Annotated in this window: 26 protein-coding genes; 11 read left to right on the forward strand and 15 right to left on the reverse strand. The window is 64.3% G+C overall.

Annotation, left to right across the window (positions count from 1 at the left end; genetic code table 11):
• Positions 1 to 2 precede the first annotated feature (2 nt).
• Complete coding sequence (locus tag NCS03_RS09235) at positions 3 to 806, forward strand: UDP-2,3-diacylglucosamine diphosphatase (RefSeq protein ID WP_250439948.1); 804 nt, start codon at positions 3 to 5, stop codon at positions 804 to 806.
• Here the strand turns inward: NCS03_RS09235 and cysE are convergent.
• Positions 803 to 1,609: a serine O-acetyltransferase gene (gene cysE / locus NCS03_RS09240; RefSeq protein ID WP_008341838.1), complete on the reverse strand. Its 807-nt coding sequence runs from the start codon at positions 1,607 to 1,609 to the stop codon at positions 803 to 805. The two genes, NCS03_RS09235 and cysE, sit on opposite strands and share 4 nt — an antisense overlap.
• Positions 1,610 to 1,736: 127 nt before the next feature.
• Positions 1,737 to 2,636: an RNA methyltransferase gene (locus tag NCS03_RS09245; protein WP_250529085.1), complete on the reverse strand. Its 900-nt coding sequence runs from the start codon at positions 2,634 to 2,636 to the stop codon at positions 1,737 to 1,739.
• A 122-nt stretch (positions 2,637 to 2,758) separates the two neighbouring features.
• On the opposite strand from NCS03_RS09245, the gene NCS03_RS09250 reads away from it, so the two are divergent.
• From NCS03_RS09250 to NCS03_RS09270, 5 genes are all read left to right on the forward strand, one after another.
• Positions 2,759 to 3,562 (forward strand): inositol monophosphatase family protein, encoded by an 804-nt coding sequence (locus tag NCS03_RS09250; protein WP_008341842.1) that lies wholly within the window; start codon positions 2,759 to 2,761, stop codon positions 3,560 to 3,562.
• Between the two features lie 195 nt (positions 3,563 to 3,757).
• Positions 3,758 to 5,056, forward strand: a complete 1,299-nt coding sequence (gene lplT, locus NCS03_RS09255; RefSeq protein ID WP_250529086.1) for a lysophospholipid transporter LplT — start codon at positions 3,758 to 3,760, stop codon at positions 5,054 to 5,056.
• A gap of 205 nt (positions 5,057 to 5,261) precedes the next feature.
• The gene (locus tag NCS03_RS09260) at positions 5,262 to 5,630 is read left to right on the forward strand and encodes an ElaB/YgaM/YqjD family protein (protein WP_008341847.1); all 369 of its coding nucleotides are present in this window, start codon (positions 5,262 to 5,264) and stop codon (positions 5,628 to 5,630) included.
• 222 nt (positions 5,631 to 5,852) lie between these two features.
• Positions 5,853 to 8,546 carry a DNA mismatch repair protein MutS gene (gene mutS, locus NCS03_RS09265; protein WP_502801517.1) on the forward strand — a complete coding sequence of 898 codons (2,694 nt, stop codon included), beginning with the start codon at positions 5,853 to 5,855 and terminating at the stop codon, positions 8,544 to 8,546.
• A 49-nt stretch (positions 8,547 to 8,595) separates the two neighbouring features.
• Positions 8,596 to 9,849: a hypothetical protein gene (locus NCS03_RS09270; RefSeq protein ID WP_250529087.1), complete on the forward strand. Its 1,254-nt coding sequence runs from the start codon at positions 8,596 to 8,598 to the stop codon at positions 9,847 to 9,849.
• A gap of 43 nt (positions 9,850 to 9,892) precedes the next feature.
• Here the strand turns inward: NCS03_RS09270 and NCS03_RS09275 are convergent, their stop codons facing one another.
• Positions 9,893 to 10,441 carry an FKBP-type peptidyl-prolyl cis-trans isomerase gene (locus NCS03_RS09275; RefSeq protein ID WP_008341850.1) on the reverse strand — a complete coding sequence of 183 codons (549 nt, stop codon included), beginning with the start codon at positions 10,439 to 10,441 and terminating at the stop codon, positions 9,893 to 9,895.
• 33 nt (positions 10,442 to 10,474) lie between these two features.
• Between NCS03_RS09275 and NCS03_RS09280 the strand changes: the two genes are divergently transcribed.
• Positions 10,475 to 11,713: a cupin domain-containing protein gene (locus tag NCS03_RS09280; RefSeq protein ID WP_033535775.1), complete on the forward strand. Its 1,239-nt coding sequence runs from the start codon at positions 10,475 to 10,477 to the stop codon at positions 11,711 to 11,713.
• A 268-nt stretch (positions 11,714 to 11,981) separates the two neighbouring features.
• Positions 11,982 to 12,236 (forward strand): hypothetical protein, encoded by a 255-nt coding sequence (locus NCS03_RS09285; protein ID WP_074168913.1) that lies wholly within the window; start codon positions 11,982 to 11,984, stop codon positions 12,234 to 12,236.
• Positions 12,237 to 12,363: 127 nt separating this feature from the next.
• On the opposite strand, the gene NCS03_RS09290 is transcribed toward NCS03_RS09285, so the two are convergent.
• The 10 genes from NCS03_RS09290 to NCS03_RS09335 all read right to left on the reverse strand — a co-directional run bounded on the left by NCS03_RS09290 (position 12,364) and on the right by NCS03_RS09335 (position 21,530).
• Entirely contained in the window at positions 12,364 to 13,137 is a 774-nt protein-coding gene (locus NCS03_RS09290; RefSeq protein WP_008341854.1) for an MBL fold metallo-hydrolase, read from the reverse strand.
• A gap of 23 nt (positions 13,138 to 13,160) precedes the next feature.
• Entirely contained in the window at positions 13,161 to 14,303 is a 1,143-nt protein-coding gene (gene bamC / locus NCS03_RS09295) for an NlpB/DapX family lipoprotein (protein WP_008341855.1), read from the reverse strand.
• A gap of 182 nt (positions 14,304 to 14,485) precedes the next feature.
• Positions 14,486 to 15,391, reverse strand: coding sequence for a 4-hydroxy-tetrahydrodipicolinate synthase (dapA, locus tag NCS03_RS09300; RefSeq protein WP_008341856.1), 906 nt, complete (start codon positions 15,389 to 15,391; stop codon positions 14,486 to 14,488).
• A 63-nt stretch (positions 15,392 to 15,454) separates the two neighbouring features.
• Positions 15,455 to 16,042, reverse strand: a complete 588-nt coding sequence (locus NCS03_RS09305; RefSeq protein WP_250496875.1) for a class I SAM-dependent methyltransferase — start codon at positions 16,040 to 16,042, stop codon at positions 15,455 to 15,457.
• Complete coding sequence (locus NCS03_RS09310) at positions 16,042 to 17,244, reverse strand: tryptophan--tRNA ligase (protein WP_008341861.1); 1,203 nt, start codon at positions 17,242 to 17,244, stop codon at positions 16,042 to 16,044. The genes NCS03_RS09305 and NCS03_RS09310 overlap by 1 nt, the downstream gene beginning before the upstream one ends.
• Before the next feature lie 4 nt (positions 17,245 to 17,248).
• Positions 17,249 to 17,914 carry a site-2 protease family protein gene (locus NCS03_RS09315; protein WP_008341863.1) on the reverse strand — a complete coding sequence of 222 codons (666 nt, stop codon included), beginning with the start codon at positions 17,912 to 17,914 and terminating at the stop codon, positions 17,249 to 17,251.
• A 130-nt stretch (positions 17,915 to 18,044) separates the two neighbouring features.
• The gene (locus tag NCS03_RS09320; protein WP_008341865.1) at positions 18,045 to 18,674 is read right to left on the reverse strand and encodes an L-threonylcarbamoyladenylate synthase; all 630 of its coding nucleotides are present in this window, start codon (positions 18,672 to 18,674) and stop codon (positions 18,045 to 18,047) included.
• Positions 18,675 to 18,831: 157 nt separating this feature from the next.
• Positions 18,832 to 19,662, reverse strand: a complete 831-nt coding sequence (locus NCS03_RS09325) for a 3',5'-nucleoside bisphosphate phosphatase (protein WP_008341867.1) — start codon at positions 19,660 to 19,662, stop codon at positions 18,832 to 18,834.
• Positions 19,663 to 19,747: 85 nt separating this feature from the next.
• Positions 19,748 to 20,632: an alpha/beta fold hydrolase gene (locus tag NCS03_RS09330; protein WP_008341868.1), complete on the reverse strand. Its 885-nt coding sequence runs from the start codon at positions 20,630 to 20,632 to the stop codon at positions 19,748 to 19,750.
• 58 nt (positions 20,633 to 20,690) lie between these two features.
• Positions 20,691 to 21,530, reverse strand: a complete 840-nt coding sequence (locus tag NCS03_RS09335; protein ID WP_250529088.1) for a ferritin-like domain-containing protein — start codon at positions 21,528 to 21,530, stop codon at positions 20,691 to 20,693.
• 175 nt (positions 21,531 to 21,705) lie between these two features.
• On the opposite strand from NCS03_RS09335, the gene NCS03_RS09340 reads away from it, so the two are divergent.
• The 3 genes from NCS03_RS09340 to NCS03_RS09350 all read left to right on the forward strand — a co-directional run bounded on the left by NCS03_RS09340 (position 21,706) and on the right by NCS03_RS09350 (position 23,746).
• The gene (locus NCS03_RS09340; RefSeq protein WP_008341871.1) at positions 21,706 to 22,230 is read left to right on the forward strand and encodes a gamma carbonic anhydrase family protein; all 525 of its coding nucleotides are present in this window, start codon (positions 21,706 to 21,708) and stop codon (positions 22,228 to 22,230) included.
• Between the two features lie 50 nt (positions 22,231 to 22,280).
• Positions 22,281 to 23,231, forward strand: coding sequence for an Hsp33 family molecular chaperone HslO (hslO, locus tag NCS03_RS09345; RefSeq protein ID WP_008341872.1), 951 nt, complete (start codon positions 22,281 to 22,283; stop codon positions 23,229 to 23,231).
• Positions 23,232 to 23,395: 164 nt separating this feature from the next.
• Positions 23,396 to 23,746 (forward strand): hypothetical protein, encoded by a 351-nt coding sequence (locus NCS03_RS09350; protein WP_008341874.1) that lies wholly within the window; start codon positions 23,396 to 23,398, stop codon positions 23,744 to 23,746.
• 86 nt (positions 23,747 to 23,832) lie between these two features.
• Here NCS03_RS09350 and ftsB read toward each other — a convergent pair whose 3' ends face one another.
• Positions 23,833 to 24,300 (reverse strand): cell division protein FtsB, encoded by a 468-nt coding sequence (ftsB, locus tag NCS03_RS09355; protein WP_008341875.1) that lies wholly within the window; start codon positions 24,298 to 24,300, stop codon positions 23,833 to 23,835.
• Between the two features lie 113 nt (positions 24,301 to 24,413).
• On the reverse strand, positions 24,414 to 25,697 hold the full coding sequence (eno, locus tag NCS03_RS09360) for a phosphopyruvate hydratase (RefSeq protein WP_008341877.1): 1,284 nt from the start codon (positions 25,695 to 25,697) through the stop codon (positions 24,414 to 24,416).
• Positions 25,698 to 26,018 lie beyond the last annotated feature (321 nt).

A 26,018-nucleotide genomic window follows, 5' to 3' on the forward strand; every position in this document is an offset into this window, starting at 1 on the left:
GCATGATCGATACGAAGACTTCATTCGATCGCGAAGCAGCGGGCACAGCGAAAAACGCGCGCCCGCTGTTTTTCATTGGCGATCTGCATCTCTCCGAAGCGATTCCGAAAACCGTTGCGGCCTTCGAGCATTTCATCGAGGTCACGGCGAACGATGCCGATTCGGTCTTCATCCTCGGCGACCTGTTCGAGTTCTGGATCGGCGACGACATTCTCGACGGCCCCGCGACCGACCCGCGCGCCAGCTTCGCGCGCCGCATGACGCGCCTCATGCATACGCTCTCGGAACGCGGCATCGGCCTATATGTGATGCACGGCAATCGCGATTTCCTGCTGGGCAAGCGCTTCATGAAAGATGCAGGCGCGCTGCCGCTGCCCGATCCGTTCGTCATCACCGCGTTCGGCAAGCGCATCGTGCTCGCCCACGGCGATGGCCTGTGCACCGCCGATCGCGCCTATCAAGGCTTTCGCTCGTTCGCGCGCAACAAGCTCGCGCAACGGCTCTTTCTGGCGTTGCCGCTCGACACGCGCCTGGGCATCGGCCAGCGCATGCGCTCGAAAAGCGAGGGCGCGCGCGTGACCACCGGCGTCAAGGCGAAGTACGACGTGACGAAGAAAGCGGTCGCGGAACTCTTCATCAATAGCCGCACGAACACGCTGATTCACGGCCACACGCATCGTCCGGCGATGCATCGCGAAGTCGCAGGCGTGCGCTGGGTTCTGCCCGACTGGGAACTCGACGCGGACCCGCCGCGCGGCGGCTATCTGCGCGTCGATGAAGAAGGCGTGCGCCCGCTGCCGCTTTAACTCGCGCGTTCGAGCGACGCGGCGCGCTCGTCCGCCGCCTTGCCATCCATCGACGTGCACAGGCGCTTGAGATCGACGAGCGCGGCGCCATCGACGGCGTTGAGCGCTTCCACGCGCGCGCCGAGCCGTTCGAGCGCCGCGACGATGTCGTCGATGCGCTGCGTCTGCGTCGACGCGTGATCGATCAGCCCGTGGATCGCGAGCGACACGGGATCGTCCGCGTTCGGCGTAATGCCGTAAGCGCAAAAGCCGCTCTTCGCGGTTTCATCGGATGGCTTCTTCGCGACGGCCGGCATCACGATGCGCGCCGGATTGCCCACCGCCGTACCGCCCGCCGGCACCGGCTTCACGACGACCGCATTCGAGCCGATCTTCGCATCGGCGCCGACCGTGAAGCCGCCGAGCACCTTCGCGCCCGCACCGACGATCACGCCGCGCCCGAGCGTCGGATGACGTTTCGCGCCGCGCGTGAGCGACGTGCCGCCGAGCGTCACGCCCTGATAGATCGTGCAGTCGTCGCCGATTTCGGCCGTCTCGCCGATCACGACGCCCATGCCGTGATCGATGAACACGCGCCGTCCGAGCGTCGCGCCCGGATGAATTTCGATGCCGGTGAGAAAGCGCGCGATCTGCGACACGAACCGCGCGAGCCAGCGCCATTGTCCGCGCCAGCACGCGTTCGCGATGCGATGCAGGACGATCGCGTGCAGCCCCGGATAACAGGTGACGACTTCCCAGGCGCTGCGGGCGGCGGGATCGCGCTCGCGGATGGCGGCGATGTCTTCGCGAAGTCGGTCGAACATGGCGATGTCTCTGAAAGGGGGACGAGTGCTTTGCACGAATCGCGCAAAGCTTATCGGCGTTCGCCGTTTTTCGCCGATTGTAGGACGAGCGCGCGCAGTCTGCCCGATGCCCCCGACGCCAGCGCGGTCAGTCCTTTTTCGTCCGAAGGAGGATGTGCTTCGCGATGCCGCGCAAAATATTCACTTCTTCGCGCTCGAGCCGGGAACGCGCGAACATCCGCCGCACGCGCGACATCAGCTTCTTCGGATTGGCCGGATCGAGAAAATCGAGCGCGACGAGCGCGTCTTCGAGATGCGCGTACATGCCTTCGATTTCATCGCTCGATGCGCTCTGCCCCGCCGATTCCACCACGGCAAGCAGGCTCGCGGACGTCTGGAACGCGACGCGTAGTTCATACGCGAGCACCTGCACGGCCTGCGCGAGATTGAGCGAGCTGTAGGCGGGATTGGCCGGAATATGTGCGAGCGCGCTGCATCTTTCGACGTCCGCGTTGGAAAGCCCGGTGCGCTCGTTGCCGAACACGAGCGCGATATCGCCGTGGCGCACGAATTCATGCGCGCGTTCGGCGAGCGCGCGCGGCGGCATCTGCGGCGGCCCGTATTCGCGCATACGCGCGGTCAGCGCGACCGACCAGCGCACGCCGACGAGCGCATCGGCGAGCGTGTCGACGACATGCGCGGACGCGAGCACGTCGTCGGCGCCGGAGGCCATCGCGATGGCTTCGGGCTCGTTCTTGACGTCGGTCACGCGCGGCGCGACGAGGACGAGGCGCGCGAAGCCCATCGTCTTGAGCGCGCGGGCGGCCGCGCCGACATTGCCCGGATGACTCGGCTCGACCAGGATGAAGCGCGTCGACGTGAAGCCGCCGGCGGGCGCGGAAAGTTCGTTGGGTTCCAAGGCGCGGTTCGTGCTGAATTTTGAAGAAAGTGCGACCCGATATGTTAACGCGCTTTGGCCATGCGCCGGAACCGCGCGGCCACTTTCGGGTAAAATGGCGCCTTCGCGCGCGGCGAACGGTTCTTGCATGGCTTCCAAAGAACCTTCGCGCGAACGCCCCGCTCTTATTCAATTCGTCTTTCGTCGACATAGTCGTTGTCGCCAATTTTCCCGTCCACACGAAGCTGCTGGGCGGTCAGAGGATTTCGCTCATGCATCCGATGCTCAATATCGCTGTCAAGGCCGCCCGCCGCGCCGGACAGATCATCAACCGCGCGTCGCTCGATCTGGATCGTCTCCAGGTCAGCAAGAAACAGCACAACGACTTCGTGACGGAAGTCGACAAGGCGTCCGAAGCCGCGATCATCGAGACGCTGCACACCGCCTATCCCGATCACTCGATCCTCGCCGAAGAATCCGGCGCGACGGATCGCGAGTCGGAGTTTCAGTGGATCATCGATCCGCTCGACGGCACCACCAACTTCATCCACGGCTTTCCGTACTACTGCGTGTCGATCGCGCTCGCGCACAAGGGCGTCGTGCAGCAGGCGGTCATCTACGATCCGACGCGCAACGACCTCTTCACCGCATCGCGCGGCCGCGGCGCGTATCTGAACGAGCGACGCATTCGCGTGGGCAAGCTCGACCGTCTGTCGGATGCGCTGATCGGCACCGGCTTCCCGTTCCGCGACGGCCAGGGTCTGAACGCCTATATGCGCCTCTTCAGCGAAATGACGCTGTCGTGCGCAGGGCTGCGCCGTCCGGGCGCGGCGGCGCTGGATCTCGCGAACGTCGCGGCCGGCCGTCTCGACGGCTTCTTCGAGCAAGGCATCCATCCGTGGGATGTGGCGGCGGGCAGCCTCATCGTGACCGAAGCGGGCGGACTCGTCGGCAACTACACCGGCGAATCGGATTTCCTGTTCAGAAACGAAATCGTCGCCGCCAATCCGAAGGTCTACGCGCAGATGGTCAAGATCCTCGACATGTACTCGCGCACGCGCCTGACCGGCGAATAAGCCGCATCGAGGGGGCGCGTCTTGCGCCCCTTTTGTTTGACCTCTTCCGCATCCCGGGCGCGCCGCCTGCTCTGCACCGAATGCAGGGCTCCGTTACAGTGCAAGCTTTGCCCTCGTTCCGGCAACGGCGATGCGCGCTTTCTTCCGCCCGCCCCGCTCTCACGCCGCGCGCCGCGCCCCACGTTATTCCCGCTCATGAAGAAAGGCTTCTATACGATCATCGCCGCGCAGTTCGTTTCGTCGCTCGCCGACAATGCGCTCCTGATCGCGGCGATCGCCATGCTCGCCGTCGTGCATTCCGCGCCGTGGGTCACGCCGCTGTTGCAGATCTTCTTCACGATTTCGTATGTTCTGCTCGCGCCATTCGTCGGCGCATTCGCCGATGCGATCCAGAAGCGCCACGTCATGTTCACGTCGAACGCGCTCAAGGCGGCCGGCTGCGCGATGATGATCGCGGGCGTGCATCCGATGATCGCGTATGGCGTCGTCGGCCTCGGCGCGGCGGCCTATTCGCCCGCGAAATACGGCATTCTCACCGAACTCTTGCCGCCGCAAAAGCTGATCGCGGCGAACGCGTGGCTCGAATCGGCGACGGTCGGCTCGACGATTCTCGGCACCGTGATCGGCGGCGCGCTCGTGAGCCAGGTCGTCGGGCGCTGGGTCGAGCACGCGCATCTGCCGTTCGTGAGCAGCGCCGCGCACGCCGCGCTCTTCGCCGTGATGGTGATCTACGCGTCGGCGGCCGTCATCAACGTGTTCATTCCCGATACCGGCGCGCGCTATCCGAATCTGCTGAACGAACCGACGAAGCTCGTCCACGATTTCTCGCACTGCTTCATGGTGCTGTGGAAGGACAAGCTCGCGCAGATCGCGCTGTGGGTCACGACGCTGCTCTGGGGCGCGGCCGTCACGCTGCAATTGCTCGTGCTGAAATGGGCCGATGCGAACCTCGGCCTGTCGCTCTCCAAAGCCGCCGTGCTGCAGGGCGTGACGGGCGTGGGCATCGCGCTCGGCGCGGCGGCGGCGTCCGCGTGGATCGTGCTGCGCCAGTCGCTGAAAGTGCTGCCGGTCGGCGTGCTGATCGGCGCGGTCGCGGTCGCGATGGCGTTCTACAACAAGGACCTCTTTCCGGCCGGCGCGGGCGTGCATATCGGTCCGCTCTTCGCGCCGGCGTACATCCTGATGGCCTATCCGCTGATGATCGCGCTCGGCGGCCTGTCGGGCTTTTTCATCGTGCCGATGAACGCGATCCTGCAGCATCGCGGCGCGACGCTGCTGTCGGCCGGACATTCCATCGCGGTGCAGAACTTCAACCAGAATCTCGCCGTGCTCGCGATGCTCGGCGCTTACGCCTTGCTGTTGACGGAGAAGGTGCCGGTGCAGTGGATCATCGTCGCGTTCGGCGTCTTCGTGTGCCTGATGATGGCGCTGGCGATGCGCCGCCACACGCACAACGAGCGCGAAACCGATCTCGTCGCGCTCGTCGAGGAATGAACCTTGCTCCACGGTGAACGGTGTATTCTGGGTTCATGCCCCGGCGCCGGCTCACGAGGAAACCATGGGAGGAACGCCGGCGGCGGGGTCGGGTCGTAACGCCATGTACGGCCCGGCGCGGCCGATCGCGGGCATCCGCATGGCGCATCGCGGAAGGACCCGGCGATATCCATTCCTCGGCAAACGTCAATAAAGGAGCATGGAAATGGGATTGTTCACACGTTCGACGCTCGACAGCAAGATCAATGGCGCAGCCGATGTCGGCCAGCGCGCGGTACGCGGTGCGAGCGACGCGGTCGATTCGGCGAGCAGCCAGTTGCGCAGCCTGCTCGATGATCTGGAAAGCTCGATCTCCGGCGCAAGGGACGTCGATGCCGACAAGCTGCGCAAGGAGCTGCAATCGCGCCTCAAGACCGCCCGTTCGCAGATGAACGGCGCGGGCACGGCGCTCACCGGCAGACTGAACGACGCAGCCGGTTACGCCGACGAGTTCGTTCACGACAAGCCGTGGCACACGCTCGGCGCGGTGGCGGGTCTCGCATTGCTCGTCGGATATCTCGCCGGGCGCGCGTGACGCGCTCCGGCGTCATCGGAAATCGCCGCCGGCACGGCATCGCGCCCGTGCCGGCGGCGGCGTTCGCGTGGGCAATGCATATCGACTAGGCACATCTCGTTGGCCATTCGGCCGACTCGCCGTCATCTCGCGACAGGTTAAACTCCTGCTCTATCGGCTGAACGACGGCCGGCGCACGTCGCGCCCGGCCGTTTAGTCATTCTGGCCTTCAAAGCACGCAAGATGGGCACTCAAACGGCAACTCCCGACACCTTACCAGACACCGCCGCGCCGCTCGCGGACCTGTCGCAGCACACGCCGATGATGCAGCAGTATCTGCGCATCAAGGCGGAGCATCCCGGCACGCTCGTTTTCTACCGGATGGGCGATTTCTACGAGCTTTTCTTCGACGACGCCGAGAAAGCCGCGCGTCTGCTCGATCTCACGCTCACGCAGCGCGGCGCATCGGGCGGCAATCCGATCAGGATGGCGGGCGTGCCGCATCACGCATGCGAACAATATCTCGCGAAGCTCGTGAAGCTGGGCGAATCGGTGGCGATCTGCGAGCAGATCGGCGATCCGGCGACATCTAAAGGTCCGGTCGAGCGCAAGGTCGTGCGCGTCGTCACACCGGGCACGCTCACCGACGCAGCCCTGCTCTCCGATAAGAGCGATGTCTATCTGCTGGCGCTCTGCCCCGCGCACAACCGTCGCGGCGTGGTGACGAGCGTCGGCCTCGCGTGGCTCAATCTCGCGAGCGGCGCATTGCGTCTCGCGGAAGTCGCGCCGAATCAGGTCAGCGCGGCGCTCGAGCGCATTCGTCCGGCGGAAACGCTCATCGCCGATTCGATCACCGACGTTCAGGCGTCGCTCGGCGTGACGCATCCCGGCGCGACCACGCGCGTGCCGGCGTGGCACTTCGACGTCGGCTCGGGCACGCAGCGCTTGCGAGAGCAACTCGATGTCGCGAGCCTCGACGGTTTCGGCGCGCAAACGCTCACCTGCGCGTGCGGTGCGGCCGGCGCGCTGCTGCTCTATGCCGCCGCCACGCAAGGCCAGCAGTTGCGCCACGTGCGCAGTCTGAAAGTCGAATACGAATCGGAGTACATCGGGCTCGATCCGGCCACGCGACGCAATCTCGAACTCACCGAAACACTGCGCGGCACCGAATCGCCGACGCTGTTCTCGCTGCTCGACACTTGCTGTACGACGATGGGCAGCCGCCTGTTGCGCCACTGGCTGCATCATCCGCCGCGCGATGCGTCGATCGCTCAGGCGCGCCAGCAGGCGATCGGCGCATTGCTCGACGCGCCCACGAGCGGCGGCCTCGACACGCTGCGCGGCGCGCTACGCAAGATTTCGGACATCGAGCGCATCACGGGCCGTCTCGCGTTGCTGTCGGCGCGTCCGCGCGATCTGTCGAGCCTGCGCGATACCTTCGCCGCGCTGCCCGATCTGCGCGCCCTCGTCGCCGCAGTCGCCACGCATGCGCCGGCGCTCGAGCGCATCGACGCCGGGCTTGAACCGCCGCACGAATGTCTCGATCTGCTGACGAACGCCATCGCAGCGGAACCCGCCGCGCTGATTCGCGACGGCGGTGTGATCGCGCGCGGCTACGATCCCGATCTCGACGAATTGCGCGATATTTCGGAGAACTGCGATCAGTTCCTGATCGATCTCGAAGCGCGCGAGCGCACGCGCACCGGCATCGCGAATCTGCGTGTCGAGTACAACAAGGTGCACGGCTTCTATATCGAGGTCACGCGCGGGCAGACCGACAAGGTGCCCGACGACTATCGCCGCCGTCAGACGCTCAAGAACGCCGAGCGCTACATTACGCCCGAACTGAAGGCGTTCGAAGACAAGGCGCTTTCCGCGCAGGAACGCGCCCTCGCCCGCGAACGCGCGCTGTACGACGCGCTCTTGCAGAACCTGTTGCCCTTCATCGCGGATTGTCAGCGCGTCGCAAGCGCGCTCGCGGAACTCGATCTGCTGTGCGCGTTTGCCGAACGCGCCCGCGCGCTCGACTGGGTCGCACCGGAATTCAGCGCCGACGCGGGCATCGATATCGAACAGGGCCGGCATCCGGTCGTCGAGGCGCAGGTCGAGCAGTTCATCGCCAACGACTGTTGTCTCAGCCAGGACCGCAAGCTGTTGCTCATCACCGGCCCGAACATGGGCGGTAAATCGACCTTCATGCGTCAGACCGCGCTGATCGCGCTGATGGCGCACGTCGGCAGTTACGTGCCCGCAAAGCGCGCGCGTTTCGGCGCGCTGGATCGCATCTTCACGCGCATCGGCGCCGCCGACGATCTCGCGGGCGGACGTTCGACCTTCATGGTCGAGATGACGGAGGCAGCGGCGATTCTCAACGACGCGACCGCGTCGAGCCTTGTCTTGATGGATGAGATCGGACGCGGCACGTCGACCTTCGACGGCCTCGCGCTCGCATGGGCGATCGCGCGGCATCTGCTCACGCACAACGCCTGCTACACGCTCTTCGCCACGCATTACTTCGAGCTCACGCAGTTGCCCGCGGAATTTGCGCAGGCGGCCAACGTGCATCTGTCGGCGGTGGAGCACGATCACGGCATCGTGTTCCTGCACGCGGTGAGCGAAGGTCCGGCCAATCAGAGCTACGGTCTGCAGGTCGCGCAGCTCGCCGGCGTGCCAGGCGCCGTGATCCGCGCGGCGCGCAAGCATCTCGTCCATTTGGAGCAGCAGTCGATCAGCCAGCCCGCCGCGCAATTCGACCTGTTCGCGAGCCAGCCTTACACGCCTTATGAAGATGAAGCGCCAGCGAAGGAAGCGCCCGAACATCCGGTGATGGAAAAACTGCGCGCGCTCGATCCGAACGATCTGCGGCCGCGTGAGGCGCTCGATCTGCTCTACGAACTGCATGAACTGGCGAAGCTTGCGCCGGATGCCTCGCGTTGAGCGTGACACTTCGCGCGTTGCGCGTGCCGCGACACGTTTGACGCGCGTCATGGCGATCGGCGCCGCACTCGCGTGCGGCACGATCGCGCAGGCGCGCGCCGAGGGCAGCGCGCCGCTCGGCTTCGCGGTTCTGTCCGGCGCCATTTCCCGCCCCGCCGACGAAGCGCCCGTGCGCCGCATGCTCGACGCGATCGGGCGCGACCCCAACATCGCGTTCATCGTCTACGACGGCAATTTGAAGGACGGCGCCGAACCGTGCCGCGACAGCGTCTATCAGTCGCGGCACGATCTGCTCGACGCGTCGCGCACGCCGCTCGTGCTGCTGCTCGGCCAGCACGACTGGGCGGATTGCGGACTCGCGCATGCGGGTGCCTACGATCCGGTCGAGCGGCTCGACTTCGTGCGCCAGCTCTTTTTCGCCGATGCCGGGTCGCTCGGGCAGAACCCGCTTACGCTCTCGCGCGAAAGCGATGTCGCGCGCTTTCGGACCTTCCGGGAAATCGTGCGCTGGCAGGCGCAAGGCGTCGCGTTCATCGGGCTGAATGCACCGAGTCCGAACAATCACTATCTGACCGCGGGCGGGCGCAACGGCGAGTTCGAGGATCGCGCCGTCGCGACAACATTCTGGCTCGAACACGCGGCGGAATCGGCGCGACGTTCCGAGATGCGCGCGCTCGTCATCCTGTTGCAGGGCGATCCCGATTTTTCGCGCTACGAACGGCGCGAGCGCTTCGCGTGGCTGCGCTTCTCGCGCACGAACCAGCCGCGCGATGGCTTTTTCGAATTGAAACGCAGCCTCGTGAAAGCGGCCGAAAGTTTTCGCGGGCCCGTGATCGTGATTCACGGCACGGATGCGCCCGAGCCGAACGGCTTTCACATCGATCAACCTTTGCGCAACGACAAGGGCTTGATCGTTACGAATCTCACGCGCGTCGCGATTGCGTTCAAGAAGCCGCAATCGCAATGGCTCGAAGTGCAGAGCGATGCGCAGTGGCATCCGCCGTTTCGTCTGCGCGTGCGCGATGTGAAGGACACGCGCACGCGTGAACCGGTCGCGCCACCAGAGACGCCGGCTGCATCGTATCCGGCTCCTTACCCCGCGCCTCAGCCGACGATGCCCGCATCAGCGCCGCCCGCGTTGCCGCGTAACGACCTGCCCGAGTCGCTGCCGGCGCCGCCGTCGATGCCCCTGCCGGCATCCGACCTGCCGCCGATCCTCACGCCGCCGCAGTCGTTGCCGCCGATCTATCCCGTGCCCGCGTCGGGCGTGCAGAACGGGACCGGCGCGACGAACGGGCAATAAAAAAGCGCAGCCGTAGCTGCGCTTTCTTCATCGGCCGACGCGCTCAGTGCAGCGTCGGACCTGCGTCCTTGGGCGGTGCGTCGTCATCGTCTTCGTCGTCATCGACGACATGCAGGCCGTCCGCGCCGTGCGCGTGTTGATGTTCGATTTCGTCGTCCGTCGCCGTGCGCACTTCCTGCACCGACAGCGCGAAACGCAGCGCCATGCCGGCGAGCGGATGATTGCCGTCGAGCACCACTTTGTCTTCGGCGACGTCGGTCACGGTGTAGATGAGCGAGTCGATATCGTCATCGCCGTCTTCGGGCGTGCCTTCGAACTGCATGCCGACTTCCAGCGGCTCCGGAAAACGGCTGCGCTCTTCGACCTTCACGAGCTCGGGATCGTACTCGCCGAATGCATCCTGCGGCTCGAGTTGAATGAGCGTTTCATAGCCCGCCTCGTGACCGTCGAGCGCTTCCTCGATCTTGGGGAACGTGCCATCATAGCCGCCGTGCAGATAGACCATCGGCTCGTCGCTCTCCTCGATCAGATTGCCTTGCGCATCCGATAGCTTGTAAGCGACCGAAACGACAGTGTCTTTCGCAATTTTCATTGGATCCTCCAAGATACAAGCCTCGATTATACGATGCCCAAGCGGCCCTCATACGCAACACCGTCCCCCGTTTCCGGCCTTCCCGAGCATGCCCGCGCGCCTTTGCCGGACGAACTCACACCGCTGTTGGGCAACCGTACGCCGCGACAGTTCATGCGGCGTTACTGGCAGAAGAAACCGCTCTTGATCCGGCAGGCGATTCCCGATATCGCGGCGCCGCTCGCACGCGACGAACTGTTCGAACTTGCCGATCTCGACGACGTCGAGGCGCGGCTCATCACGCATTTTCGCAATGCGTGGAATCTGGAGCACGGACCGTTCGCGCCCGACGAATTGCCATCGGTCAAAAAGCGTGAATGGACGCTGCTCGTGCAAGGCGTGAACCTGCATCACGACCGCGCACACGCGCTGATGAACCGGTTCCGCTTCATTCCGGACGCGCGCCTCGACGATCTGATGATCTCCTATGCGACCGATGGCGGCGGCGTCGGACCGCACTTCGACTCTTACGACGTGTTCTTGCTTCAGGTTCATGGCAAGCGGCGCTGGCGAATCGGCGCGCAGCGCGACCTTTCGCTAAAACCCGGACTGCCGTTGAAAGTTTTACAGCACTTCGAGCCCGAGGAAGAATGGGTGCTGGAGCCGGGCGACATGCTTTATCTGCCGCCGCATATCGCACACGACGGCATCGCCGAGGGCGAATGCATGACGGCATCGATAGGCTTTCGCGCGCCCTCGTCGCACGAGCTCACGGCTCAGTTCCTCTATCACCTCGCCGAGCGCGCCGGTGAAGCATCGGAGGGTGCTCGCGGCAACGCGCGGTATCGCGATCCGGCGCAGGAGCCGGTGTCGAATCCGGCGGCGCTGCCCGCGCTGCTGATCGACCGCGTTGGCGCGATACTTGCGAACGTGAACTGGAACGAAAAGGACATCGCGGAGTTTCTGGGTACTTATCTGAGCGAGCCGAAAGCGAACGTCGTGTTCGATGCACCCGACCGTGCGCTGAATGAGCAAAAATTTGTAGAACGAGCGAAAAAGACAGGCGTCAGGCTGGATAGAAAGACCATTTTGCTCTACAACGCCCGTTCTTATTTCGTAAATGGCGAAGCGGAAGTCTTGTCGTCGAAGCTGAAAAAGTGGCTCCCTGAATTGGCCGATACTCGGTCTCTGGAGGCGAAACGCTTTGTAACACTTACAGACGAATCGACAATGACAGCGCTGCTACACGAATGGTATCGTGCGGGCTGGATTCTTTTGGGCGCTTTGCCTTGACGGGCGTGCCTTTACAGGATTTCACGGAATACAGCAGATGCTAGAAATTTGCTGTTCCGCAATATGAAAATTTGTATGAGAAAGACAACGTATCGTCCCCTGATTTATCGACGGTCGTTACGAAAGTGCCTATAATTTCCGGCCAAGCCGTAGGAAGTCTCACATAAAAAAGAATTGTGAGTCTCCACAGCGGCCCAGGTCGGTGTTGGAGCACACATTACCGGTACTTTGCGCTGTTGCTTACCTTTAACCATAAAAGGACGTGATCATGAAGAAATCCCTCCTCGTAGCATCCCTGTTGGCTGCTGTTGCTCTGGCTGCATGCAACAAGTCTAGCGAAACGGCTGCTCCGAGCGCTGCAAGCGATACGTCGGCTGCTTCGGCTCCGGCTGCTGCTGCTTCGGACGCAAACGCTGCTGCATCGAGCGCTTCGGCCGCTGCAAGCGACGCAGCTTCGGCTGCTGGCGCAGCTTCGGACGCTGCCGCTTCGGCTGCCGCTCCGGCATCGGGCGCAAGCCAGTAAGGCTAGCGCTACGCCGCAGGCCGCTTCATGCGGTCTGCCAACGAAAAAACCGGCCCTTGGGCCGGTTTTTTTGTATCTGCTTTTGTATCTGCTTGCGGCGTCGGTCGGCGCGCAAGGCGTCTTCGATTCAGAGCGTGAGCCAGTCGAAGCCTTCCGCCTGAGTCGCGACGACGACGTCCACCGCACTCGCGCCCAACACGGACGCAAGCGCCGCCTGCGCGAGGTGCGGCAGATTGTTTTGCTGACTCAGATGCGCGGCCACGAGATGGCGCAGCTTGGAGCGATCCAGCGACGCGAGAATGGCCGCCGCCGCTTCGTTATTCAGGTGTCCATGCGTGCCGCCAATACGCGCCTTGAGCATCGGCGGATAGCGGCTCGCGGCAAGCATCTCGACATCGTGATTGGATTCGAGCACGAGCGCGTCGCAGCCGCTCAGCACGCTCGTGATATGCGGCGTCGACACGCCGACATCCGTCAACACGCCGAGCCGGCTCGCGCCGTCGGAGAACACGTATTGCAGCGGCTCACGCGCATCGTGAGGCACGGTGTACGGCAGCACGCTCAGATCGCCGATGGCGACGCTTTCATCGCCCCATAGCACGTTCAATTCGACCTTGGCTTCATCGGCGCCGATCGCGCGCGCCGTGCCCCAGCTCATGTACAGCGGAATCGACCAGCGGCGCGCCAGCGTCAGCGCGCTGCCGATATGGTCCGTGTGCTCATGCGTGATGACGATGGCGTCGAGATCTTCGGCACGGCAGTTCAGACGCGCGAGACGGCGCTCGACCTCCTTGCCGGAGAATCCGCAATCGAGCAGCACGCGCGTCGTCGTCGTACCGCTCGATGCCTCGACGAGCAATGCATTGCCCTCGCTGCCGCTGCCGAGACTGGCGAATCTCACGATGTCTTCACTTCAGGATGTCGTTAGTTCAACTGCGCGTGCAGCAAGGAAACGATGCGCTGCGCATCGGACGACGTGTCCGGCTGGCCGTTCGCATCGACGACGCCGACTTGCGTGACCGAGTCGGCCTTCGGCCTCACGTTGACGAGGAACTGGCGCGTCGGCTTCGGCGTGTTGCTCGAGAAGAACTTGCCGAAGAGGCCATCCTTCTTCAGCTCCGCCATGGAGTCCGAAAAATGGACGTAATAGATGCCCTTGTCGCGATCGCGATTGTCGACCGTGAAGTTGGTGCGATCGAGCGCGAGGCCCACACGCAGCCAGGCGCGATCGAACGGCTCGGCGAGATCGAGCGTGGAGCCGCCCGCGCTCGGGTCGACCGCGACCTTCGCGCCGATCGGACGCGCTTGCGCCATCAACTGCTGCGACTGCTTTTCGGTCAGGCCGAACTTCTGCATCAGCTTCGTGAGCACCGCGGCTTCGAGCTGCGGATTACGCGGACGCGCCTCCCAGCGCGACGACGTCTTGTCCTGCCCCGTCAGCACTTCTTCCATCGCGCTGTGCGTGACGGAGATGTCGGTCGAGCCATCGGATGCGCGATCGACCTGCGTGCGGAACATGTCGCGCGTACCCGACGAGTACGCGAAGTCGAGCAGCTTGCCCACGCTGTTCCTGAACCAGTCGTTCGGAATGTTCGCGCGGTTTTCGGCCCAGTCCGTCGCCATGATGCCCGTCTGCGGGGCATCGGTCTTGAGCGTGAAGCCGTTCTCTTCCCAGAACTCCTTCAGCGGTCCCCAGACCTGGTCCGGCGAACGGCCATCGACGACGAGCCAGCGGTGATCGCCATCGCTTTCGATGTGCATGCCGAACGGATCCTGCGCGTTCGGCACGCCGAGCGTCGCGTTGCCGGCCGGCGTGACCGCTCGCTCCGCGGCGCCGCCGAGCGAGTTGATCTTGGGCGGCGCGGCATAACGCTGGCTGATGTCGGCCGTGGTCAGGTCGGACGGAACGGCCAGCGAGGGTGCGGTTTCAGCAGCCTTGTAGTTGACGCGATCCGGCGCGAGCCAGTCGTTGAGCGTGTCGCAACCCGCGAGCGCGAAGACCGCACCGGCGCCGAGCGACAGCACGCCCAGGCGTTTGGCACGAGTAAGAAGAGCGGAACGTTTCATGAGGTCCTTCTTTGCTGCTGATGCGCATTGCCTCGCGCCGAACCCGCTCTAGGCGAGCGGCTCAGCGAGGCCAATGTCGAGGCCAATGAGCGGCGGTTGATGACTGAAGGTGTGGTTCATTTCGATCGTGTGCGGCGGCGCGGCTTTCGATTCCTTGTGACTCGGCGCGCCGCCCCATGCGATCAGGCGAGGAGCCCGGCGTCGCGCAACGCGCCACGCACCACGTCGTGATAGCGCGCGTCGAGCGGCGTGAGCGGCAGCCGGATGCCGCCTTCCATGCGGCCGAGCGCCTGCAGCGCCCACTTGGCCGGAATCGGATTCGATTCGCAGAAGAGTTGCTTGTGCAGCGACAGCAGCTTCAGATGGATGCGGCGCGCGGTGATCGCATCGCCTTCGATCGCGGCGCGGCAAAGCTGGCTCATTTCCTTCGGCGCGACGTTGGCCGTCACCGAGATGTTGCCGTGTCCGCCGAGCAGCATGAGCGCGATCGCCGTGGGATCGTCGCCGCTGAAGATGCTGAAATGCGCCGGCGCGTGCTTGATCAGATGCGCAGCGCGATCGATGTTGCCCGTCGCTTCCTTGACGCCGATGATGCCCGGCACGTCCGCGAGGCGCAGGATCGTTTCGTTGCTCATGTCGGCAACGGTGCGGCCCGGCACGTTGTAGAGCAGCACCGGCAGATCGACGGCTTCGGCGATCGCCTTGAAATGGCGATACATGCCTTCCTGCGTCGGCTTGTTGTAATACGGAACGACTTGCAGCGTGGCGTCGGCGCCAACCTTTTTGGCCTGCTTCGAGAGCTCGATGGCTTCGGCGGTCGAATTGCCGCCCGCGCCCGCGATGATCGGAAAGCGCTTGGCCGTATGCTCGACGGCCGTCTGGATCATCAGGATGTGTTCTTCGACCGACAAAGTGGCCGACTCGCCACTGGTGCCGACCACGACGAGTCCGTTCGAGCCTTGTTCGACGTGCCAGTCGATCAGTTTTCGAAACGCCGGCAGATCGAGACTACCGTCCTCGTGCATCGGTGTGACGATGGCAGGGATACTGCCGCGGATCTGGATGCCGCCGTGTGTTCCGTTTGTCATGAAACTCTATGAATTTAATCGTGAATTTAATCGCAAAAAGCGATATTACGCGATTGTAGCGGATTAGCCGCCGAGCGCGTAACGTGGCGGACCCGGGGGTATGTTACTAATCGTGAGTGGGTTTTCCGCTGACTGCGGTGCGCGAACCGCACAGATTCGCTGCACGTAGGCAGGGCGCGGGTCATCGACGAACCCGTCTTCGTAGCCGATCACGCGCAGTCGCCCTCGCACCGCTTCGAGCAGTTCGCCGGGTTCGAGCAGAAACGCCGGATTCGACGGCTTGCCGATACTGCCGTTGCCCGCCGCGAACGTTTCGTAGATCAGCACGCCGCCGGGTGCGAGCGCGTCGATGAAGTGCCCGAACAGCGGCCGATGCAGATAGTTGGTGACGACGACGGCATCGAACTTTCGATCGTCCGAAAGCGGCCACGGCGCGCCGTTTTCCAGATCGGCGGCAAGCGTTTCGATGCCTTCGAGCGCCGCCATCGACGCGAGCGCGTCCGCGTCACGATCGACCGCCAGCACGGAAAAACCGCGCGCCGCGAACCAGCGCGCGTGGCGCCCGCTGCCCGCGGCGACGTCGAGGACCGCGCCGCCGGGCGCGACGAGATGCGCCCAGCGCGCGACCCACGGACTGATCGCGCTTTCCATCAGTTGTAAGACAGCCCCATGGCCTCGCGCACGTCGCGCATCGTTTCGGTCGCGAACTTGCGCGCCTTGTCGCAGCCGTCCGCGACGATCGCGCGCAACAGCGACGGATCGTCCATGTACTTCTGCGCGCGTTCCAGCATCGGCTGCTGCTCGCGCAGGATGCCTTCGATCACCGGCTGCTTGCACTCCAGGCAGCCGATGCCCGCGCTGCGGCAGCCCTTCTGCACCCATTCGTGCGTGTTCTCGTCGGTGTAGACCTGATGCAGTTGCCACACCGGACACTTGTCGGGATCGCCCGGATCGGTGCGGCGCACGCGCGCCGGGTCGGTCGGCATCTTGCGGACTTTCTGCTCGATGGTCGCCGCGTCCTCACGCAAGCCGATGGTGTTGCCGTACGACTTCGACATCTTCTGGCCGTCGAGGCCCGGCATGCGCGACGCTTCGGTCAGGAGAACCTGTGGCTCGACCAGAATGATCTTGCGCGCGCCTTCGAGATAGCCGAACAGACGCTCGCGATCGCTCATCGACAGGCTTTGCGATTCCTGCAGCATCGCGCGCGCTTGTTCGAGCGCTTCGTCGTCGCCTTCCTGCTGATACGCGACGCGCAGCTCGTGATACAGCTTCGAGCGCTTGCCGCCGAGTTTCTTGGCCGCTTCGAGCGCCTTCTCCTCGAAATCCGGCTCCTTGCCATAGAGATAGTTGAAGCGGCGCGCGATCTCGCGCGTCATTTCCACGTGCGGCACCTGATCCTCGCCCACCGGCACGAGCGACGCGCGATACAGCAGGATGTCCGCCGCCATCAGCACCGGATAGCCGAGGAAGCCGTACGTCGACAGATCCTTTTCGCGCAGCTTTTCGATCTGCTCCTTGTAGGTCGGCACGCGTTCGAGCCAGCCGAGCGGCGTGCCCATGCCGAGCAGCAGCGAAAGTTCGGCGTGCTCGGGCACGCGGCTCTGGATGAAGAGCGTCGCCTGTGCCGGGTCGATGCCGGACGCCAGCCAGTCGATGAGCACTTCCCAGACGTTTTTCTCGATGACCTCGGGCGTCTCGTAGTGCGTCGTGAGCGCGTGCCAGTCGACCACTGCGAAGAAGCACGGATATTCGGACTGCAGCCGCACCCAGTTTTTCAGCACGCCGTGATAGTGGCCGAGGTGCAGCGACCCGGTGGGCCGCATGCCGGAGAAGATACGGTCAGGGAACATGATGTTATGGGAATAGTGAAGCGAGGGGATTCAAGATAGCCGACACCGCCGTATAGCCGACGTTCACGAGCGGCCCGAGCCAGAAGCGCGTCAGCACGCCGGTCACGACGAGCGCCATCACGATGAAGAAGCCGTACGGCTCGAGCTTCGAAAACGCGATGGACGCGCGCACCGGCAGAAGCGCCATGACGACACGGCCGCCGTCGAGCGGCGGCAACGGAAAGAGATTGAGCACGCCGAGCACGAGATTCACGCTGATGCCCGCCTGAGCCATGCCCGTGAAGAACGGCTCGTCGATGTGAAAGGCCCGCAGCAGCACGAAGATCACGCCCCAGACGATCGCCTGGGCGAAGTTGCTGCCAGGCCCGGCCGCCGCGACCCACAGGCTGCCCCAGCGCGGATTGCGCAGGTTGCCGAACGCCACGGGCACGGGCTTCGCATAGCCGAACATGAACGCACCGCTCGTCACGAAGTAAAGGACGATCGGAATGACGATCGTGCCGATCGGGTCGATGTGGCGCATCGGGTTCATCGAAACGCGGCCGAGAACGTAGGCCGTGTTGTCGCCGAGCAGTCGCGCGGCATAGCCATGCGCGGCCTCGTGCAGCGTGATCGCGAAAATCACGGGGAGCGCGTAGACCGCGATGGTCTGTATCAGGGAAGCATCCATAGGGCGGTATTGTAACAAGCAGGCAGGTTGGATCAGACACGCACGGCGGCGCCGGGCGCGCACTATTTCGCCCATGGTGTGAGCAAACGCTTAATCGGGTCGTATGCCCGTGTGCGCTACTGCGCGGCGCTTACGCCGTGAGCCCGAACGGTTCGAGACTGCCTCTCCCCGCGCGCACGAGCACTGGCTCCCCCGAAGAAAGATCGATCACCGTGGACGGCTCCGCCGGACACGCGCCGGCATCGATCACGAGTTCGATCTGTTTTTCGAGGCGTTCGCGGATTTCCTCGGCGTCGTTGAGCGGCTCGGTGTCGGGCGGCAGGATCAGCGTCGATGCAAGCAGCGGTTCGCCGAGCGCCTCCAGCAACGCGAGCGTGATCGCGTGATCGGGCACGCGCAGCCCGATCGTCTTGCGCGACGGATGCGAAAGCCGCCGCGGCACTTCCTTGGTCGCCTGCAGCACGAAAACGTAAGGCCCAGGCGTCACCGACTTGATCAGCCGATACTGCTGGTTGTCGACCATGGCGAAATTGGACAGCTCGGAGAGGTCGCGCACGAGCAGGGAGAGCAACTGCTTGTCGTCGATGCCGCGCACGCGTCGCAATCGCTCGACCGCGTCCTTGTCGTCGAGATGGCAGCCGAGCGCGTAGCTCGAATCGGTCGGCAACGCGACGAGACCGCCGTCCTTGATGATCTGCACGGCCTGATTGATGAGCCGCGGCTGCGGATTATCCGGATGAATGCGAAAGAATTGAGACATGGCGACGCCTTATTGTTTCGATCGTTATCGCGATGGGCCGAGCGGCGCGCGACTTCTTGTCTCGCGCGCGAGCGCGCCCTGCGCGATGCGCGTGCGGAAAATCACAGGTGATGCAAAGACCGTGCGCGCGAACAGAAAGACGCGCGCCGCGGGAACGCTAAAGCCAGCGCTCCCAGACAGGCGTGAGATCGTCGGGCAACGGCGGAAGCAGGCCGAGATCGACGCGCCCTTCGCCCGCGCCGTGGAAGTCCGAGCCGCGCGATGCCTCGAACCCATAGCGGCGCGCGACATCGGCGTATTCGCGGTACTGGTCGGGCGTATGGCTGCCCGTCACGACTTCGATGGCCCGGCCGCCGAGCTCGATGAATTCATCGAAGAGCGCGGCGAACTCGACCGGCGTGAAGTCGTAGCGGCCCGGATGCGCGATGATCGGCTCGCCGCCCGCATCCTTGATCCATTTCACGGCGTCCGCGAGCTTCGCCCAGCAATGCCCGACGAAACCCGGCTTGCCGTCGCCGAGATAGCGCGCGAACACATCCGACGTGGACTGCGCATACCCCGCCTCCACCAGATACCGCGCGAAGTGCGTGCGCGAGATCATGTCGGGATCGTCGGTGAAGCGCAGCGCGCCTTCGTAGCAATCCGGAATGCCGACTGCCGCGAGCGCCTCGCCGATCGCCACGCCGCGCGCCGCGCGCCCGTTGCGCGTCGATTCGAGCCCCTTGCGCAGCGCATCGTTATGCGGATCGACGTTCATGCCGACGATATGCACCGTGCGCGAAGCCCACGTCACCGAAATCTCGACGCCGGGCAGATAGCGCATGCCGAGCGCCTCGGCGGCCTTCTTCGCTTCGTCCTGCCCGCCGAGCTGATCGTGATCCGTCAGCGACCATAGCGTGACGCCGTTCGCGTGCGCGCGCGCGGCGACATCGGCGGGCGCAAACTGTCCGTCGGACACGGTGGAATGGCAATGCAGATCGGCGTTCATCGTCGTTTATCGGGCTTCACTCACATTCTAACTGTATCGGCGCGACAAGCCGATTATGTAGTTCCTTCGTTCCGTGCTGCGCCGCTCACGCGCAGAACGATTCGACGAGCGCCGCGACGCGCTCCGGCTGATCGTGATGGATCATGTGACCGGCCTCGTCGACGATTTCCTCGCGCCAGTCGGGAAACGCCTGAAAGCGCGTCTTGAATTCGGCGATGGGCGTCTCGCCCGCGAAAGCCGCGAGCGTCGGCGAATCCTTCGCCTCGACGTGCAGCACGGGCGCCGCCACGCGCGCCCACGCCGCGCTCACCTCGTCGAGCCGATACAGCGTCGGTCCGCGCAATTTGTGCGCCGGATCGGCAAGCAGATGGAAGCGCCCATCCGCTTCCTCGCGGGACCAGTGTTGCGCGAGATAGCGCGCACGCGCGAGCGGCAGACGCGGATTCGTGCGGATCAGCCGGTCGGCGACTTCGTCGAGGCTCGCGTAGCTGCGCAGCGCGGGCGGCGCGCGCAGATCGTCGAGCCATTGCGAAATGCGCCCCGGCGATTGCGACGCGCGCGCCGCCGGCAATCCGAAGCCTTCGAGATCGACCACGCGGCGCACGCGCGCGGGCCGCACGCCCGCGTACAGCAGCGCGACGTTCGCGCCCATGCTGTGGCCGACGATGTTCACCTGACCGCCCGGCGCGTAATGGTCGAACAGCACGTCGAGATCGGAGAGATAGTCGGGAAAGTAGTAATGGCCGCCGCCCTTCTGCGCGACCGGCCAGTCGGAGAGCCCGAAGCCGCGCGCATCGGGCGCGAGCACTTGCCAGTCGCCCGCGAGTGCATCGACGACGAACTGGAACGACGCGCCGATATCCATCCAGCCGTGCAGCATGAAGAGCATCGGGGCGTCGGGCGAGCCCCAGCGGCGTACGTGCAGGCGCACGCCGCGCGCGTCGACGAATTCGGAGCGCGAATCTTTCATGGTGTCGTCTCGAAGTAAAAAAGGATGATCGTTCGATTATAGCGACGAAGAACCTGCCCTACTTCGCATCGTCGAGGCCGGCGAGTGCGCGCAGTTCGGCTTCGTCGAAACCGGCGTCGCGGCGCGCTTCGAAATTGAACGGGCCGCGCAGCTTCGGCGCGCGATATTGCGCGGCGAGGCGTTCGTAAGTCGTGTGCGGGTCCAGATTTCGCGCGTCGCACAGAAATCGGAACCAGCGATTGCCGATCAACACATGGCCGATTTCATCGCGCAGGATGACGTCGAGGATCGCCGCGGACGCGTGATCGCCCGCCTGCGCGAGACGCTTTCTGATCGGCGGCGATGCGTCGAGCCCGCGCGCCTCCAGTGTCCGCGGCACGAGCGCCATGCGCGCCAGCACATCGCCGCGCGTGCGTTGCGCCATGTCCCACAGCCCATCGTGCGCCGGGAAGTCGCCGTAAGCGTGGCCGAAATCGGCGAGGCGCGCGCTCAGCAGCGAAAAGTGATGCGCCTCCTCCGCCGCCACCTTCAACCAGTCGAGATAAAAATCCTGCGGCATCGACGGAAATCGCCAGACGGCATCGAGCGCGAGATTGATCGCGTTGAATTCGATGTGCGCGAGCGCGTGCAACAGCACGGCGCGCCCCGCATCCGACTGCATGCTGCGACGCTTCAGCGACGATGGCTCCACGAGCGCCGGACGCTCGGGCCGGCCAGGCAGATCGCGGGGTTCCGCGAACTCGGCTCGTGGATCGATCCGCGACGGCTGGGCGCGCGCCGCATCGAAAAGTGCGCGGGCGCGCGCGGCTTTCGTCGCGGGATCGCGCTCGCGCAGGACCGCGAGCGCTGCGCGGCGGGCGCAGTCATCGGCATCCGGGGAAATGACAAGGTCGTGCATCGGACTGTCTCGAAAACGGGCGTCGAACACTGCGTTCCAGCGGACGCTTACGGCAAACAGCTAAAATGGTAATCCCGGCGGACGCCTCAAAACGCGCAACAATGCGCGCGCGCCGCCTCACCGGCAGGCGCGCATTGTAGTCCCACCTTCACGACATCACGCCTCAGGAGACAATGTGGCCATCTACAAACTCGGCGACGACGCCCCGACCATCCACGAAAGCGTGTTTCTCGCGGACACCGCGACCATCATCGGCCGAGTGACGCTCGAGGAAAACGCGAGTGTCTGGCCCGGCGCGGCGCTGCGCGGCGACAACGAGCCGATCGTCGTCGGACGCGGCAGCAACGTGCAGGAAGGCGCGGTACTCCACGCCGATCCGGGTTTTCCTCTGACGATCGAGAGCGATGTCACCGTCGGCCATCAGGCAATGCTGCACGGCTGCACGATCAAGGAAGGCTCGCTGATCGGAATCCAGGCGGTGGTCTTGAATGGCGCGGTGATCGGCCGCAACTGTCTGGTTGGCGCGGGCGCCGTCGTCACCGAAGGCAAGGTGTTTCCGGACAATACGCTGATTCTCGGCGCGCCCGCCAAGGCAGTGCGGGAAATCGGCGAGGCGGATATCGCCCGCATGCGTGCGGCCACGGCGAGTTATGCCGACCGTCGCGAATATTACAAGGCGCACCTCGTGCGTATCGGCTGAACGGACGCCGCACGAGACGGCGCAGCAGCCTCAACACCCAAGGAAGAGTTGTGAACGACCAGTTGCAGAAATTCATGTTCAACGCGGCGCCAGTGCGCGGCGAGATCGTCTCGTTGCGTCATACGTGGCAGGAAGTGCTCGCGCGCCGCTCGTATCCCGTGGCCGTGCGCAACGTGCTCGGCGAAATGATGGCCGCATGCGCGCTGCTGTCCGCGAACCTCAAGTTCGACGGCACGCTCATCATGCAGATCTACGGCGACGGTCCCGTGAAGATGCTGGTCGTGCAGTGCAATTCGAACCTGTCGCTGCGCGCCACGGCGAAGCTGGCCGATGGCGGCGAGAGCGAGCTCGACAGCGAAATGTCGCTGCCGGACCTGCTGAACCGTCACGGGCGCGGCCGCTGCGTCATCACGCTCGATCCCTCCGACAAAAAGCCGGGGCAGCAACCGTATCAGGGCATCGTGCCGCTGTCGGACGAGCATGGCGCGCTCAAGTCGATGGCCGAAGTGCTCGAGCACTACATGCATCACTCCGAGCAGCTCGACACACGCTTGTGGCTCGCCGCCGATACCGACCGCGCCGTCGGCCTGCTGCTGCAGAAGCTGCCGGGCGATGGCGGCATCGTTCCGCATCCGGGCGAGCACGACGCCGATACGTGGCAGCGCGTCTGCCATCTCGGCAGCACGCTTTCGAACGAGGAATTGCTGAAGGAAGAGCCGGATACCGTGTTCAAGCGCCTTTTCTGGCAAGAAAACGTCCAGCACTTCGAGCCGGCAGCGGCGCGCTTCCAGTGCACGTGTTCGCGCGAGAAGGTCGGCGGCATGCTGAAGATGCTCGGCCGCGAGGAAGTCGACAGCGTGATCGTTGAGCGCGGCAATGTCGAAGTGCATTGCGAGTTCTGCAACCAGCGCTATGACTTCGACTCCGTCGACGTTGCGCAACTTTTTGTCGCAAACGAACTCTCACAAGGTGTGAGCCCGGCGTCGGACCGGCGCCACTGAAACGCCGCGCAAGCCTTGTCCAGTCGAGGTTTCGCCACGCGCGCCGGTGGCGCTCGAAGCACGGCGCGCCGCTTGCGGCCTGCTTTCGGCCCGGCTCTCACGACAGATTCCGCAAGCTATGATGGGACTCCTGCACAGATGTCCGGCCCGCTGAAGGTCGCAAAATGAAAACCGCAACACTCAACTGGAAATTGCTGCCGTGTCTGGCCGGGGTCGCGCTCGTCGCCGGCTGCATGATGGATCCGCCCGGCCCGTCGCCGATCTATAGCCGCTTGCCCGACACATCGCCTGCGCCGCAACAGACGCTCACGCCGCAGCAGGAGATGGACCGCTACAACGCCATCGACAAGCAGGCGCTCAACGAATCGCAGCAGGCAGCCGCGGCTGGCAACGCCGCGAAGACGATGTCGCAGTTCTACGCGCCCGCGCCGGTGTCGGTCTACGGCGGCTATTCGAGCGGCGGCTGGGGCGGCCCGTACTGGGGCACCGGCATCGGATTCGGCACTTCGTGGTAGGCGAGGCGGCCATCCGCCTTTGTCTGCCAAATACAAAAATGGCGCGGTCGTGACCGCGCCATTTTTTCTCTCAACCAGCCGGCGTCTTACTGCGCCGCGCCCTGCTGCTTTTTCTTCGCTTCGGCCGCTTTTTCCTTCTGCGCCTTCTTGTCCAGCTCGCGCAACTCCTGCTTCGAGCGCGACACGGGATTCGGCACCACGCGCAGCGGCGCCGCTGAAACCTGACCGCGCGTCGAGCCGTTCATGCCCGGCACGTTCGCGGAATTGACGGGCGCGTTCGAATTCGGCGAGACGAACTGCACGAACACCTCGCTGTCCTTCACCATGCCCATCTCGTAGCGCGCGCGCTCTTCCACGGCGGCGGTGCCGTTTTGCAGGTCCTGCACTTCGCCCTGGACGCGCTCGTTGCGCAGTCTCAGATTCGTGTTCTTGTCCGTCTGCTGCGCGAGCTGCTGCTGCAATTCATGCACGCGCAGCCAGCCGCCATGTCCCCACCAGAGCGGGTATTGGATCAGCACCAGCAAAAGAACCAGAACGACAGTTACGAGCCGCATTCACGTAGCCGAAATAAGCGCCGCCCGGCGGCAAGCTGCCCCGGGCGACGGGCTTCAAAAGATGACGCTTCAAAGACCACTAAGCGTCCTTATCGACTAAAGCGGCAAAAGCTTTAGCGCAAGTTGTAAAACGCCGACTTGCCCGGGTAGCTGGCGATATCGCCGAGATCTTCCTCGATGCGCAGCAACTGGTTGTACTTCGAGATGCGATCGCTGCGCGACAGCGAGCCGGTCTTGATCTGGCCGGCGTTCAGGCCGACCGCGATGTCCGCGATGGTCGAATCTTCCGTCTCGCCCGAGCGGTGCGAGATGACCGCCGTGTAGCCCGCGCGCTTGGCCATTTCGATCGCCGCGAAGGTTTCCGTCAGCGTGCCGATCTGGTTGATCTTGATGAGGATCGAGTTCGCGATGCCCTTCTCGATGCCTTCCTTCAGAATGCGCGTGTTCGTGACGAAGAGATCGTCGCCGACGAGCTGGATCTTCTTGCCGAGCTTGTCGGTCAGCGTCTTCCAGCCTTCCCAGTCCGACTCGTGCATGCCGTCTTCGATCGACACGATCGGGAACTTGTCGGCGAGCGTGGCGAGGTAATCCGCGAATTCGGTCGACGACAGTTGCAAGCCTTCGCCAGCCAGTTGGTACTTGCCGTCGTGATAGAACTCGCTCGCCGCGCAGTCGAGCGCGAGCAGCACATCTTCACCGGCGCGATAACCGGCCTTCTCGATGGCTTGCAGAATCGTCGACAGGCACTCGTCGTTGCTGCCGAAGTTCGGCGCGAAGCCGCCTTCGTCGCCCACCGCGGTGCTCATGCCGCGCTCGGCCAGGATCTTCTTCAGCGCGTGGAACACTTCCGCGCCGCAACGCAGCGCTTCGCGGAACGTCGGCTGGCTCACCGGGACGATCATGAATTCCTGGATGTCCAGGCTGTTGTTCGCGTGCGCGCCGCCGTTGACGATGTTCATCATCGGCACCGGAAGCTGCATCGCGCCCGAGCCGCCGAAGTAGCGGTACAGCGGCAGGCCGGCTTCTTCGGCGGCAGCCTTCGCGACCGCCATCGACACCGCGAGCATCGCGTTCGCGCCGAGACGCGACTTGTTGTCGGTGCCGTCGAGTTCGAGCAGGGTCTTGTCGAGGAAAGCCTGTTCCGAGGCGTCGAGGCCCATGATGGCTTCGGAAATCTCGGTGTTGATGTGTTCGACGGCCTTAAGCACGCCCTTGCCGCCGTAGCGGCCCGCTTCGCCGTCGCGCAATTCGATGGCCTCGCGCGAGCCGGTGGATGCGCCCGAAGGCACCGCCGCGCGGCCCATCGTGCCCGACTCGAGCAACACGTCGCATTCGACGGTCGGATTGCCTCGCGAATCGAGAATCTCGCGGCCGATGATATCTACGATAGCACTCATGGTTTCCTCAAGAAATGACGATGAATTCTGTCAGTCACAACGAAGCGCGCCGCCTGTTTTTACACTTCGATACACGCTTCACTGGCTCCGCTCAGACCCATTCGATGACCGCCGGGTTCAGCTCCGGCGCAAAGAGCGGTCGTTTCGGGACCGGATCGAATCCGGTCCGCATCGCTTTCGTGGGGAGCGGGCGTCTCATCCGCCGGTTGCGGATGCCGCCCCGATGCGTTGCACGCTCCTCCGTTGCCCGGATGACGCCGGACGGCCTGATCTCGCAACACGGGCGCCCATGATGACGCCCGCGCCGTACTACTTTTTGCT

The organism is Caballeronia sp. ATUFL_F1_KS4A, assembly GCF_023630905.1.
Classification (GTDB): Bacteria; Pseudomonadota; Gammaproteobacteria; order Burkholderiales; family Burkholderiaceae; genus Caballeronia; species Caballeronia zhejiangensis.

Excerpts from the sequence above, each read along its gene's own strand:
- NCS03_RS09235 (WP_250439948.1), top strand. The coding sequence starts at position 3 with ATGATCGATACGAAGACTTCATTCGATCGCGAAGCAGCGGGCACAGCG.
- cysE (WP_008341838.1), bottom strand. The coding sequence starts at position 1,609 with ATGTTCGACCGACTTCGCGAAGACATCGCCGCCATCCGCGAGCGCGAT.
- NCS03_RS09245 (WP_250529085.1), bottom strand. The coding sequence starts at position 2,636 with ATGCAAGAACCGTTCGCCGCGCGCGAAGGCGCCATTTTACCCGAAAGT.
- NCS03_RS09250 (WP_008341842.1), top strand. The coding sequence starts at position 2,759 with ATGCATCCGATGCTCAATATCGCTGTCAAGGCCGCCCGCCGCGCCGGA.
- lplT (WP_250529086.1), top strand. The coding sequence starts at position 3,758 with ATGAAGAAAGGCTTCTATACGATCATCGCCGCGCAGTTCGTTTCGTCG.
- NCS03_RS09260 (WP_008341847.1), top strand. The coding sequence starts at position 5,262 with ATGGGATTGTTCACACGTTCGACGCTCGACAGCAAGATCAATGGCGCA.
- mutS (WP_502801517.1), top strand. The coding sequence starts at position 5,853 with ATGGGCACTCAAACGGCAACTCCCGACACCTTACCAGACACCGCCGCG.
- NCS03_RS09270 (WP_250529087.1), top strand. The coding sequence starts at position 8,596 with ATGGCGATCGGCGCCGCACTCGCGTGCGGCACGATCGCGCAGGCGCGC.
- NCS03_RS09275 (WP_008341850.1), bottom strand. The coding sequence starts at position 10,441 with ATGAAAATTGCGAAAGACACTGTCGTTTCGGTCGCTTACAAGCTATCG.
- NCS03_RS09280 (WP_033535775.1), top strand. The coding sequence starts at position 10,475 with ATGCCCAAGCGGCCCTCATACGCAACACCGTCCCCCGTTTCCGGCCTT.
- NCS03_RS09285 (WP_074168913.1), top strand. The coding sequence starts at position 11,982 with ATGAAGAAATCCCTCCTCGTAGCATCCCTGTTGGCTGCTGTTGCTCTG.
- bamC (WP_008341855.1), bottom strand. The coding sequence starts at position 14,303 with ATGAAACGTTCCGCTCTTCTTACTCGTGCCAAACGCCTGGGCGTGCTG.
- dapA (WP_008341856.1), bottom strand. The coding sequence starts at position 15,391 with ATGACAAACGGAACACACGGCGGCATCCAGATCCGCGGCAGTATCCCT.
- NCS03_RS09305 (WP_250496875.1), bottom strand. The coding sequence starts at position 16,042 with ATGGAAAGCGCGATCAGTCCGTGGGTCGCGCGCTGGGCGCATCTCGTC.
- NCS03_RS09310 (WP_008341861.1), bottom strand. The coding sequence starts at position 17,244 with ATGTTCCCTGACCGTATCTTCTCCGGCATGCGGCCCACCGGGTCGCTG.
- NCS03_RS09315 (WP_008341863.1), bottom strand. The coding sequence starts at position 17,914 with ATGGATGCTTCCCTGATACAGACCATCGCGGTCTACGCGCTCCCCGTG.
- NCS03_RS09320 (WP_008341865.1), bottom strand. The coding sequence starts at position 18,674 with ATGTCTCAATTCTTTCGCATTCATCCGGATAATCCGCAGCCGCGGCTC.
- NCS03_RS09325 (WP_008341867.1), bottom strand. The coding sequence starts at position 19,662 with ATGAACGCCGATCTGCATTGCCATTCCACCGTGTCCGACGGACAGTTT.
- NCS03_RS09330 (WP_008341868.1), bottom strand. The coding sequence starts at position 20,632 with ATGAAAGATTCGCGCTCCGAATTCGTCGACGCGCGCGGCGTGCGCCTG.
- NCS03_RS09335 (WP_250529088.1), bottom strand. The coding sequence starts at position 21,530 with ATGCACGACCTTGTCATTTCCCCGGATGCCGATGACTGCGCCCGCCGC.
- NCS03_RS09350 (WP_008341874.1), top strand. The coding sequence starts at position 23,396 with ATGAAAACCGCAACACTCAACTGGAAATTGCTGCCGTGTCTGGCCGGG.
- ftsB (WP_008341875.1), bottom strand. The coding sequence starts at position 24,300 with ATGCGGCTCGTAACTGTCGTTCTGGTTCTTTTGCTGGTGCTGATCCAA.
- eno (WP_008341877.1), bottom strand. The coding sequence starts at position 25,697 with ATGAGTGCTATCGTAGATATCATCGGCCGCGAGATTCTCGATTCGCGA.